Below are 12,582 nucleotides of genomic sequence, written 5' to 3'. Positions count from 1 at the left end.
GACCACGCACATGGCGACCAGTGCCAGCCCCAGGAACTCGAAAACCAACAGATCCACGGCAAAACCCCTCAGAAACATCGCTAAACTTGTCTGGGGCGAATTGAGGGTTTGTTAATTCTCGTGGTTACCGGCGCCCGGGGTGGGCCGGATGGTGAACGCTGGGTTAACGGGGGCGGCCGTCCAACGAATTCGGCGCCCCGCATGACGGAGCGCCGAGGCTTGTCTTGCCGATGTCGCCGGCCTTACGGCAGCTTCAGCGATGTCTCCGCATTGTACGGCTTCAGCGTCTCGTCCGCGGCCTTCTGGGCGGCGACGAGGGCCTCCTTCGGCTGCTTCTTGCCGTTGAGGACCAGCATGACCTCGTCCTCCAGCGTCTTGCGCACCGGCACGGTCTTGTAGGTCGCAAACCACGGTTTTGCGACGTCGAGCTGCTCGACGGCGGTCTTGGCGTCCGGGTTCTTGTTCAGGAATTCGACCATGTCAGGCGTCTTGTAGGCGGCCATGTTAGGGGCGAAATAACCGGTGGCGCGGCTCCACCAGCCGCTCTTCTCGGGCGAGGTCATCCACTTGATCAGCGTCCAGGCGGCCTTCTGCTTGTCGGCTTCCTGGCCCGCCGGAACGATCAGCGAGGCGCCGCCGATCGGCACGGCGTTGCGGACGTTGCGCGGGATGAAGGCGACCTTGTAGGCGAACTTGGCGTTGTCGCGCACATAGGTGAGCGAGCCCGTCGAGAGCATCATCATCGCGGCATTTCCGGAGATGAAAGAGGTGCTGACGGCAGGGCCGGGCGTCGCGCCGGGCGGGTGAACCTTGTGCTTGGTGACGAGGTCGTTCCACCAGGTCAGCGCGCCCAGCATCGAGGGCGTGTCGTAATAGACCTCGCCGCCGAACTCCTCGTTGTAGTAGCGCCCGCCATTGGTCATGGTGAGCGTTTCCATCATCCAGCCGCAATAGTCGTAGGCGCAGGGGATCGCAATGCCCCATTGGGTCACCTTGTCACCCTCGCGCTTGGTGAGCTTCTTGGCCCAGTCGGTCAATTCGGCCCAGGTCTGCGGCGGCTTGCTCGGATCGAGGCCCGCATCCTTCGCCTTGTCGGCGTTGATGTAGAGCAGCGGCGTCGAATTATGAAATGGCACGCCGTAGACCGAGCGGTTGATCACCGCGTTGCCTTGCAGCGCCGGAAAGAACTGGCCCAGAAACTGCTCCTTGGTGGTGCCGTCGGCGGCGATCAAGGGATCGAGATTGGTGAGCTCGTTCTCGATCTGCATATCGAGCAGGAAGTTCGCCGACATGATCACGGCAGCCGGCGGCTTGCCGGCCTTGATCGAGGCGCGCGTCTTGATCAGCGTGTCGTCATAAGAGCCGGTGTAGACGGCGGTCGCCTTGATCGCGGGATGGGTCTCGTTGAACTCCTTGATCAGGGTGCCCATGTCGCGGGCCAGCTTGCCGTCGACGGGGACAGGGAAGAACAGGTCGATCTCGGTCGGGCCTTCGGCCAGCGCCGGGAAGGTGAGGGCGCTTGCCAAAGTGCCTGCGATGGCAAGGCCAAGCATGAGCCTGCGGGAAAACAGCATCGAGAAATCTCCTATTTGATGCCTGAGGTGACGAAAGAGCTGATGAAGCGTTTCTGGAAGATCAGGAAGGTGATCAGCAGCGGTGCGATCACCATCAGCGTGCCGGCGGCGATGGTGCCCCAGGCCTGCGTGCCTTCCGCGGTCGCGGTGAACACCGAGAGCCCGACCGTGAGCGGCCGCTTGTCCGGCGAGTTGATCACCATCAGAGGCCACAGGAAGTCGTTCCAATGGCTGGTGACCGAGATGATGGCGAAGGCCGAAAAGCTCGGCATCGACAGCGGCACGTAGATGTGGCGGATGCGCTGGAGAAGGCTGGCGCCGTCGATCAGGGCAGCGTCTTCCAGCTCGGTCGGTATAGCCTCGAACGCTTGCCGCATCAGGAAGGTGCCGAAGGCCGAAGCGAAGAACGGCATCATCACGCCGGTGAGCGTGTCGTAGAGGCCGAGCTGCGCCACCAGGCTCAAATTGGGCACGATCAGCAGCACAGGCACCAGCATCAGCTGCATCAGGAACAGATAGAAGATCAGCGTCTTGCCCGCGAAGTCGAGCCGGGCAAAGGCGAAGCCCGCCAACGTGATCGTGACGACCTGCACCAGCAGGATGCCGGTGCAGATGATGATAGTGTTGAGGGTGTAGCGCGGGAAATCGCCGATCTCCCAGGCGTCCCTGACGTTGTCGAGCGTCGGCTTCAGGCTCGGCATCAGCTCGGCCATCAGGTTGATGCCGTCGGATGCCGGGCGCAACGTCGCCACGCCCATCCACAGGAACGGGATCAGCCAGACCACCGCGAGCAGCACGGTCAGCGCAAAGCCGAGCTTTGGCGTGATCTCGCGGCGCGTGGCGAGCGGGACGTCCTTGAACAGACGATCGAACAGCCTCATGACCCGCCCTCGCGGTTTGCCATCGTCCGGAAGGAGAGCGCGGTGAGGCCCATCAGCGCCGCAAGCGTCAGCAGTGTGGCTGCCGAGGCCTTGCCGATGTCGTAATGTTCGACCGCCTGCTGGTAGACGTAGAACAGCACAAGATTGGTCGCGTTGGACGGGCCGCCCTTGGTCATGACGAAGACGTGGTCGACCTGCGTGACCGCGTTGAGCGTGGCGATGACCGTGACGAACAGGAAGGTGGGCTTGAGCTCGGGGAGGATGATGTGGCGCAGCCGCTGGTACGGACCGGCGCCGTCGAGATGGGCGGCTTCCATGACATCTTCCGGCACCGCCTGCAGGCCGGCCAGGAAGAACAGCATGTAGTAGCCGGCGTTCTTCCAGATCGTGATGACCATGATCGCATAAAGCGCGATGTCGGAATCGCCGAGCCAGTTCGGCAGCACCGGAAGCAGGCTGCCGATGTAATAGTCGAGCAGTCCGACATTGGGCAGGAAGATGAACAGGAACAGCGCGGAGGCCGCGACCATCGGAATCAGCACCGGCAGAAACAGCGCGGCGCGCAGCACGCTGGTCACGGCGTTGGTGCGCGACAGCGCCAGCGCGAACAGCAATGCAAGTCCGATGCTCGGGACCGCGGTGCCGACGGCATAGACGAGATTGTTGACGACCGCGCCGGTGAAGGCGGGGTCCGCCAGCACCGCTGCGATGTTGTCGAGACCGACGAAACGGACCGGCGCCCTGGGCGTGGCGCGCTGATAGAGCGCGTCGACGAGGACGCGGCCCATCGCGCCGTAGGTGAACAGCGCGAGGAAGACGAGCGAGGGCAGCAGCAGGAGATAGGCCGGCAGCGAGGTTTTGAAGCGGTGAGACAACCGATTCAGGATCTGCAGGCGCGGCGGCGCCGAGGCCGCGACCGGGAGAGCCGCGGGTTCTGCGAAGCTCATTTCATCGCGCCGGGAAATTGAGCGCATAGTCGCGGCCGTCCACTCCCGCCGGTGGCTCGAAGGGAAAGCGCAGACTGGTGTCGAGGAAGTCGTGGCTGTGCACGACCAGGTTCTCGCCGTCGATCAGCACCACGCCGTAGGCCGGCGGCTCATGGCTGGCGAGATGCTCGGCCGCGGCAGCGTCGAGCTCGAACCAGACCTGGTGGTTGGTGCCGCGAAGCGTCGAGAATGGGATCTTGCCGTAGCTGCCGAAGATCGGCCGGTGCACGTGGCCGAAGAAGAGGTGGCGGATGCGCGAACGATAGGGCGCGATCACCTCGGCGAACTCGGCGCTCTGTGCCAGCGAGATTTCGTCCATCGCGTGGACGCCGACCGGGAACGGCGGATGATGCATGAAGACGACGAAGGGCATGTCCGCCGGCGCGGCTGCCAGCGTGCTTGCGAGCCACCCCAGGCGCTTGGCGCACATCTCACCGGCGTGGCTGGTCTCGTCCAGCGTGTCCAGAAACACGAACAGGCCGTGCTCGGTGGTGCGCGTGCCCTGCACGAAACCGTTGGAATCGCGCGGGGCGGACTTCAGACTATCGAGGCAGGTGACGCGGCGGTCGTGATTGCCGACCATGGCGATGTAGGGGATTTTCAACGCCGCCATTGCGTCGGCGAAATTGGCGTAGGATTCGGCCTCGCCCCAATGGGTGAGGTCGCCGGTCACGACCGCGAAGGCGGCATCGACATGATGCTTGTTGATGTCGGCAATCGCAGCGTCAAGCCGGGCGCGCGGATCGAGGCCATACAGCTTCAGCCCGGGGTTCGCGAGATGCGTGTCGGTGATGTGGATAAACTTAAAGGGCATGGCGCTTGTCAGGATCGTTGGAGGGTGGGCGCCTCCGGCAAGACGACCCTGACAGGCCGTTAGAGCGCGAGTGTTTCAGTTTGATGACAGCGGTTCCGGTGGCGCGAGGCGTCCACAAGCTCGGCTCGGTACGCCTCGGCTAATCCACGCTACCCACCGAGTTCGTCGCTACGTCCCGCAAAATGTCTGCAGCACTCGCTGGTCTGGCAGCGGGGGATCGGCGTAGGCGGCGTAGTCCGGCTGGTCGCCAAACGGTTTGGCCAAGACCTTCACCAGCTCCTCGAACGGCGTGTAGTCGTCGTTGTTGACCGCGGCCTGGATCACGGCCTCGACGCGGTGGTTGCGCGGGATGAAGATGGGGTTGACGGCGTGCATGGCGGCTTGCCGTTCGGCTGCGCTCTGCGGCTCCAGGGCTGTGCGCTCGTGCCAGCGCCTGGCCCACTCGTCGAACGCCCCCGGGTCCATGAACTGGGCGCGCGCATCGTCGGCAGCCGGATCGCGAGCGGCGTCACCAAGCTTGCGGAAGGTGAGGGTGAAGTCGGCCTGGTTCTTGGCCATGGCATCCAGCAGGTCCTGGATCAGCGCGTCGTCGCCGTCACGCTCCGTGAACAGGCCGATTTTCTTGCGCAGGCCCGCCTGATAGGCGTTGCTGAACGTGTCGGAGAAGGCGCCGAGAATGTCCTGGGCCTCGGCGACCGCCTTTTCCTGATCGTCGGAGAACAGCGGCAGCAGGCATTCGGCCAGCCGCGTCAGATTCCACAGCGCGATGCGCGGCTGGTTGGCATAGGCATAGCGGCCCATCTCGTCGATCGAGGAAAACACCTGCGAAGGGTTGTAGGCGTCCATGAAGGCGCACGGGCCGTAATCGATGGTCTCGCCGGAGATGGAGCTGTTGTCGGTGTTCATCACGCCGTGGATGAAGCCGACCAGCAGCCAGCGTGCGACCAGATCGGCCTGGCGCGCGACCACGCCGGACAGCAGCGCGTGATAGGGCCGCTCGGCGCCTGATAGCTCCGGATAATGGCGGGCGATCACATGGTCAGCGAGCCGGCGAATGGCGTCGGTGTCGCGGCGGACCGCGAAGAACTGGAAGGTGCCGACGCGGATGTGGCTCGAGGCGACGCGGGTCAGCACCGCGCCGGGCAGCGCGGTTTCGCGGATGACGTGCTCGCCGGTGACGACGGCAGCGAGTGAGCGCGTGGTCGGGATGCCCAGTGCGAACATCGCTTCGCTCACGATATATTCGCGCAGCACGGGCCCGAGCGCGGCACGGCCATCGCCGCGGCGGGAGAACGGGGTGGGTCCCGAGCCCTTGAGTTGGATGTCGCGGCGGATGCCATCCTTGTCGATGACTTCGCCGAGCAGCACCGCCCGTCCGTCGCCGAGCTGAGGCACGAACTGTCCGAACTGGTGGCCGGCATAGGCCATGGCGATTGGATCGGCACCGGCGGGAACCGTCTTGCCCGCCAGGATTTCGGCGCCCTCAGGGGTCTCCAGCACATCTGGATCGAGCCCGAGCTGGACCGCCAGCGGCCGGTTCAGCTTGATCAGCCGGGGCGCCGCCACCGGCGTCGGTGCGACCCGGGCGAAAAAGCTGTCGGGCAGCGCCGAATAGGAGTTCTGGAACGGGAAATGGACTGTCATGGCCTCAAGATAGGCGTGGAACGCCTGATGGCAAAGGCTTGAGCCCAGATTGGGCAAAAATGGGCACTTCCAGCCGAAAACGGGCCGTTCCATTGGTTGCCGCACCCGGCCTCGTCGGGTAAACCCTGCCGCAACTTTGGGCCTGCCGTCTCGGCGGTTCGATTCGATCCTCCGACATTGAATTTGGGACGACCATGCATCGCTACCGGTCACATACATGCGGCGCGCTCCGCGAGAGCAACATCGGCGAGACGGTCCGCCTGTCAGGCTGGGTCCATCGCGTTCGCGACCACGGCGGCGTGCTGTTCATCGACCTGCGCGACCATTACGGCCTGACCCAGTGCGTGGTCGACCCGGACTCGCCGGCGTTTGCGCAGGCCGAGAAGCTGCGCTCGGAATTCGTGGTCAAGATGGACGGCAAGGTCCGCCGCCGTCCCGAAGGCACCGACAATGACGATTTGCCCACCGGCAAGATCGAGATCTATGTCAGCGAGATCGAGGTGTTGGGCCCGGCCGGCGACCTGCCGCTGCCGGTGTTCGGGGACCAGGAATACCCTGAAGACATCCGCCTGAAGTACCGCTTCCTCGACCTGCGTCGCGAGAAGCTGCACCAGAACATCATGACGCGGGTCGAAATCATCAAGTCGATGCGCAGGCGCATGGAGGGGCAGGGCTTCTTCGAGTTCAATACCCCGATCCTGACCGCGTCCTCGCCGGAGGGCGCGCGCGACTTCCTGGTGCCATCGCGCATTCATCCCGGGAAGTTCTATGCACTGCCGCAGGCGCCGCAGCAGTACAAGCAGCTCCTGATGATGTCGGGCTTCGATCGCTACTTCCAGATCGCGCCCTGCTTCCGCGACGAGGATCCGCGCGCGGATCGTCTGCCGGGCGAGTTCTACCAGCTCGACGTCGAGATGAGCTTTGTCACGCAGGACGACGTCTTCGCCGCGATGGAGCCTGTCATCACCGGCGTGTTCGAGGAGTTCGCCAAGGGCAAGCCGGTGACCAAGGGCTGGCGCCGCATTCCGTTCGCCGAGGCGCTGCGCAAATACGGCTCCGACAAGCCGGACTTGCGCAACCCGATCGAGATGCAGGACGTCTCCGAACACTTCCGCGGCTCCGGCTTCAAGGTGTTCGCGCGGATGTTGGAGGACCCCAAGAACCAGGTGTGGGCGATCCCGGCGCCGGGCGGCGGTTCTCGCGCCTTCTGCGACCGCATGAATTCTTGGGCGCAGGGCGAGGGACAGCCGGGCCTCGGCTACATCATGTGGCGCGAGGGCGGCGAGGGGGCCGGTCCGCTCGCCAACAACATCGGTGCTGAGCGCACCGCCGCGATCCGCGCGCAGATCGGCGTGAAGGAAGGCGATGCCGCGTTCTTCGTCGCCGGCGATCCCGACAAGTTCTGGAAGTTTTCAGGATTGGCCCGCAACAAGGTCGGCGAGGAGTTGAACCTCACCGACAAGGAGCGGTTCGAGCTCGCCTGGATCGTCGACTTCCCGATGTACGAGTACAACGAGGAAGACAAGAAGGTCGACTTCTCGCACAACCCGTTCTCGATGCCGCAGGGCGGCCTCGAGGCGCTGAAGGGTCAGGACCCGCTGACCATCAAGGCGTTCCAGTACGACATCACCTGCAACGGCTACGAGATCGCCTCCGGCGGAATCCGCAACCACGTGCCGGAAGCGATGGTGAAGGCGTTCGAGATCGCCGGCTATGGCGAGCAGGAAGTCGTCGATCGCTTCGGCGGCATGTACCGCGCCTTCCAGTACGGCGCCCCGCCGCATGGCGGCATGGCCGCCGGCGTCGACCGCATCGTCATGCTCTTGTGCGGCACCAACAATCTGCGCGAGATCTCGCTGTTCCCGATGAACCAGCAGGCTATGGACCTCTTGATGGGCGCACCGTCGGAGCCCAGCCCCAAGCAGCTCCGCGAGCTGCATGTGAAGGTGAATCTGCCGCAGAAGTGAATGCAACGCCTCTCCTCTCACGCGGGAGAGGGCCACGGATTCGTCATGCCCGGGCTTGTCCCGGGCATCCACGTTTTTAGGATTGCATGAGAGAACGTGGATGGCCGGGAGAAGCCCGGCCATGACGGCAAGTGAGGCGTGCGCGGGCCGGCTCGCCCTACAGCCCCGTCGACGCCTCGATCCTGAACTGCGCAAGCGCGCTCTGTGGGTCGGTTTGCAAGAGCTGCATCAATTGCATCAGCGGTGCCTTGGCGCGCGGGGACAGCTTGATGGAAAGCGTCTGGCCCGGTGTCTCGACGAAGCGGGCGATCGCGTCCACGGCCGCGTTTGCATCCGGATTGGCGGAAGCAACTTGCTCGCGTTTAGCCTTGATGCTCTCGACGAGCGCCTGGCGTGCGGTATCGCGGCTGACATTCTGCATGCGCGCGAACTGTGCCGCGACGAGATCGACGACGCCGCCGTCGCGCAATGAAAATTCGAGCGTGCCCGCCTCGATCTGGGCCGCCTGGCCCATGAGCTGGGCGGGATCGGCCGAAAACACCTCGCGTGGTACGTTGCCGAGGCCGATACGCAGTTGCGCTCTTGCGATCCCTCCGATGTCGAGGGTCGCGGGCGTCAGGGCGAAGCTGTTGGACTGTTCGGTCCAGGCGGCGCCGAGATCGAGGTCGATGGCGAGCTTGTCGACGCCGGCGGCTAGCAATGGAAGCTGATTCGGATCGGAAGGATCGGTGGGCGTGACAAGTTTGGCAACCACATGCGCCTTGCTCGGGATCGAGCCGACCAGCTGCCCCCAGTCCAGGCTCAGCGTGTCGATCGTGACCAGCTTCTTGGTGGTCTTGAACGGCGCCGTGACGCCCTTGATCTCCGCGCCTGCGAGCACGCCGAACAGCCCGAGCATCTGATCCGGCGAGGGCGCCCGCCCGGGAGTGGTGAGGCTTGCCGCCCAACGCATCAAATTCGCGATGCTGAGCGATTTGAGTGCGAAGCGCTCCATCTTGATTTGACCTTGCGGCGTCGGCGCATCGAGGCCCTCGAGCGCGAACTCGCCCTCTTGGTATCTGATGGCCCTCAGCCGGGGCGTTCCTTGCGGGGTCGTCATCGACATGGTGCCGATCTCGATCTTGCCGACGCGAAGGCCTTCATAGAACCCGGCGAGCTTTTCCATCATCTCGCGCGATTGCGCCGGCGTCGGCGGGACCGAGCTGTCCGCCGGCAGCAGCGCCAGGATCTCGGCGGGCCGGAATTTCGACGGTTGCACCGCGATGTCGGTGATGGCGATCCCATCGACCTGCATCCGGATGCCGAGCGTCGACGTCACGACATAAGTGCCGCTGGACATCTGTCCGTAGACACGATGATAGCTGTCGTCGTTGGCCTTCTGGGGATCGAGCGCGGCGGCCATCGCGGTAGAATCGAAATCATTGATGATGATGTCGGACACCTCGCCGGTCAGCTTGTCCGCCTTGCCCGGCTGCGGCACGTTGATCGTGAAACTGGCGCGCTCCGCCTTGATCGTGGCGATCTTGCCCTGGCCGAGCTTTTGGATCGCAAGACCCGAATAGGCGACCTCGCCACTGCCTCCGGCGCTTTTGCCCGCATCGAAGGCGACTGCGAGGGTCGGCGCTATGATGGAAGAAGCCGTCACGTTTGCGTACTGATCGAGCACGAAACGGTACATGTCGATCAGGGAGCCTGACGTCGGCGCGTTCTGAGCATGAATGGGACCGACGTAATCCCGCATGGTCAACTGCGGCACCTTGTAGAAGACTTTCAGCTTCGCGGGGCCGATTTCGTCCAGCGCGACCTCGAAGCCCGAGATATCGATGCTGTCGGCCGCGAAGCGTGTCTCTTCGACCTGACGAATGCCCACGCCCTTGATAGCGGCGATCTTGACATGAGCCTGTGGCTGGTTGGCAGGCTCAACCGCGATATCCTCGATCGTCAACGTCCGGCTCGTCAGATCGAACGCCACCTTGCCGTGGCTCGCCTTGCCGCCACTGGCCCGGATCTGCTCGAACGCCGCCTCGATCTCGGCAGTGACGCGATGTTTTGCGTAGAAGCTGAAGCCGAACCATCCGCTCGCGGCGACCACGGTCACGACGATCAGGCCGATCAGGATTCGCTTCATTCCCAGCTCCAGTTGCCCGCGTTGCACGAGGCAACTTGCCATATTCGCAAAGCAACGCGCGGTCCATGGAAAGCTAGCGCTATCAGATATTTGACCGCGCGCCCTGTTGATGGGGCCGCAATCGGATGTTGCCACCGGGGCGCCCGGCGTGCTTCATCCCGTTTCCATGACCGGAAATACCACCCGAAGGCGGACCGGTCAGGACAATGTAGTTTGAGGCCGGTAACGCGAGGCAAGACACCGCATGTCGTCCTATTCTGATGATCTCCACCAGGCGGCGCTGGCCTATCATCGGCTGCCGCGCCCCGGCAAGCTCGAGATCCAGGCAAGCAAGCCGCTTGCCAACCAGCGCGACCTCGCGCTGGCCTATTCGCCGGGCGTCGCCGCCGCCTGCATGGAGATCGCCAAGAACCCCGCGGAAGCGGCGACGCTGACAATCCGCTCCAATCTGGTCGCCGTGGTTTCGAACGGCACCGCCGTGCTCGGCCTCGGCAATATCGGCCCGCTGGCCTCGAAGCCGGTGATGGAGGGCAAGGCGGTCCTCTTCAAGAAATTCGCCGGCATCGACGTGTTCGACATCGAGATCGCGGCCGACACCATCGAGCGTGTGGTCGAGACGGTGGCCGCGCTCGAGCCGACCTTCGGCGGCATCAATCTCGAGGACATCCGCGGACCGGAATGCTTCGAGATCGAGGCGCAGCTCAAGGAGCGCATGAAGATCCCGGTCTTTCATGACGACCAGCATGGCACCGCGATCATCGTCGCCGCCGCGATCACCAACGGGCTGCGCCTCAACGGCAAGAACCTGTCGGACGTCAAGATCGTGGCATCGGGGGCAGGGGCCGCAGCGCTCGCGACACTGAACCTGCTGGTGTCGATGGGCGCGCAGCGCAAGAACATCTGGGTCTGCGACATCGACGGCCTCGTGCACGAAGGCCGCAACACCACCATGGATCGTTGGAAGGCGGTCTATGCGCAGAAGACCGACAAGCGCACGCTCGCCGACGTGATCGGCGGCGCGGACATCTTCATCGGCCTGTCCGCACCGGGCGTGCTCAAGCCCGAGATGGCCAAGGCGATGGGCGACAAGCCGCTCATCATGGCGCTCGCGAACCCGACGCCGGAGATCATGCCGGAGGAGGCGCGCAAAGTGCGTCCCGACGCCATGATCTGCACCGGCCGCTCCGATTTTCCGAACCAGGTCAACAATGTCCTGTGCTTTCCCTTCATCTTCCGCGGCGCGCTCGACGTCGGCGCCAGCGCCATCAACGAGGAGATGAAGCACGCGGCCGTGGAGGCCATCGCGCAGCTCGCGCGCGAGGCGCCGTCCGATGCGGTCGCGCAAGGCTTCGACACCGGCGAGACGCAAGGGTTTGGCCCGGGCTCGCTGATCCCGAGTCCCTTTGATCCGAGGTTGATCCTGCGCATCGCGCCGGCGGTGGCGAAGGCCGCGATGGAATCGGGCGTTGCGACCCGGCCCATCACCAATTTCGACGAGTACACCGCGCTGCTCGAGCGCTTCGCGTTCCGCTCCGGCCTCGTCATGAAGCCGATGTTCGCCAAGGCCAAGACCCAGCCGGTGCGCGTGATCTACGCCGAAGGCGAGGATGAGCGCGTGCTGCGCGCGACCCAGGTGGTGCTGGAAGAGAAGCTGGCGACGCCCATCCTGGTCGGACGTCCCTCGGTGGTCGAGGCGCGCATCAAGCGTTTCGGCCTGTCGATCAAGGCCGGCAAGGACTTCGACCTCGTCAATCCCGAGGACGATCCGCGCTACCGCTCCTACGTGCAGTCCTATGTCGAGGTCGCCGGCCGCCGCGGCGTGACGCCGGATGCGGCGCGCACGGTGGTGCGCACCAACAACACCGTCATCGCGGCGCTCGCAGTGGTGCGCGGAGAGGCGGATGCCATGCTCTGCGGCGTCGAGGGCCGCTACATGAGTCATCTGCGCCATGTCCGCGAGATCGTCGGGTTTACGCCGGGGATCAGCGACTATGCGGCGCTGGCGCTGCTGATCACGAGCAAGGGCGCCTTCTTCATCGCCGATACCCAGGTGCGGCCCAATCCGAGCGCCGAAGAGCTCGCCGAGATCGCCTCGCTCGCAGCGGTCCACGTCCAACGCTTCAACATCAAGCCGAAGATCGCCTTCGTCTCGCATTCGGATTTCGGCAGCTACGATACCGAATCCTCGCGCAAGATGCGCCGGGCAACCCAGCTCCTGAAGGAGAAGCATCCGGAGCTCGAGGCCGACGGCGAGATGCAGGGCGACACCGCGCTCTCGGCCGCTGCGCGTAAAATGGTGCTGCCGCACTCCAACCTTGAGGGCGAGGCCAACATCATGATCATGCCAAGCCTCGACACTGCCAACGTCGCCTATCAGATGATCAAGTCGCTGGCGGACGCGCTGCCGGTCGGTCCGATCCTGATCGGCCCGGCGCGCCCGGCCCACATCCTGACGCCGTCGGTGACGGCGCGAGGCATCCTCAACATGACCGCGGTGGCTGTGGTGGAAGCGCAGGAGCGCGCGTCGCGGCAACAGCCGACGTTGTTTACCTAAGGCGGGGCGGCACGTTGGGCGTCTTTCGGAGCCG

8 protein-coding genes are annotated in these 12,582 nt (G+C 64.4%); 2 read left to right on the top strand and 6 right to left on the bottom strand.

Going from position 1 to position 12,582, the window contains the following annotated elements; genetic code table 11:
* Positions 1–242: 242 nt before the first annotated feature.
* From GWG67_RS00210 to GWG67_RS00190, 5 genes are all read right to left on the bottom strand, one after another.
* Positions 243–1,574, bottom strand: a complete 1,332-nt coding sequence (locus tag GWG67_RS00210) for an ABC transporter substrate-binding protein (protein ID WP_275167171.1) — start codon at positions 1,572–1,574, stop codon at positions 243–245.
* A gap of 11 nt (positions 1,575–1,585) precedes the next feature.
* Positions 1,586–2,455 carry a carbohydrate ABC transporter permease gene (locus GWG67_RS00205; protein WP_275167170.1) on the bottom strand — a complete coding sequence of 290 codons (870 nt, stop codon included), beginning with the start codon at positions 2,453–2,455 and terminating at the stop codon, positions 1,586–1,588.
* Complete coding sequence (locus GWG67_RS00200; RefSeq protein ID WP_275167169.1) at positions 2,452–3,402, bottom strand: carbohydrate ABC transporter permease; 951 nt, start codon at positions 3,400–3,402, stop codon at positions 2,452–2,454. The genes GWG67_RS00205 and GWG67_RS00200 overlap by 4 nt, the downstream gene beginning before the upstream one ends.
* A 1-nt stretch (position 3,403) precedes the next feature.
* On the bottom strand, positions 3,404–4,255 hold the full coding sequence (locus GWG67_RS00195) for a phosphodiesterase (RefSeq protein WP_275167168.1): 852 nt from the start codon (positions 4,253–4,255) through the stop codon (positions 3,404–3,406).
* A 168-nt stretch (positions 4,256–4,423) separates the two neighbouring features.
* Positions 4,424–5,899 carry a YdiU family protein gene (locus GWG67_RS00190; RefSeq protein WP_275167167.1) on the bottom strand — a complete coding sequence of 492 codons (1,476 nt, stop codon included), beginning with the start codon at positions 5,897–5,899 and terminating at the stop codon, positions 4,424–4,426.
* Positions 5,900–6,093: 194 nt separating this feature from the next.
* Between GWG67_RS00190 and aspS the strand changes: the two genes are divergently transcribed.
* A complete protein-coding gene (aspS, locus tag GWG67_RS00185; RefSeq protein WP_275167165.1) occupies positions 6,094–7,866 on the top strand; it encodes an aspartate--tRNA ligase in 1,773 nt (590 codons plus the stop codon).
* A gap of 157 nt (positions 7,867–8,023) precedes the next feature.
* Here the strand turns inward: aspS and GWG67_RS00180 are convergent, their stop codons facing one another.
* Positions 8,024–9,994, bottom strand: coding sequence for a hypothetical protein (locus tag GWG67_RS00180; protein ID WP_275167164.1), 1,971 nt, complete (start codon positions 9,992–9,994; stop codon positions 8,024–8,026).
* Between the two features lie 244 nt (positions 9,995–10,238).
* Between GWG67_RS00180 and GWG67_RS00175 the strand changes: the two genes are divergently transcribed.
* Positions 10,239–12,548 carry an NADP-dependent malic enzyme gene (locus tag GWG67_RS00175; protein ID WP_007609425.1) on the top strand — a complete coding sequence of 770 codons (2,310 nt, stop codon included), beginning with the start codon at positions 10,239–10,241 and terminating at the stop codon, positions 12,546–12,548.
* The last annotated feature ends 34 nt before the right edge of the window (positions 12,549–12,582 follow it).

This window comes from Bradyrhizobium sp. CSS354 (assembly GCF_029051725.1).
In the GTDB taxonomy this organism is placed as follows: domain Bacteria; phylum Pseudomonadota; class Alphaproteobacteria; order Rhizobiales; family Xanthobacteraceae; genus Bradyrhizobium.
This window is presented reverse-complemented; position numbering and strand designations above follow the sequence as displayed.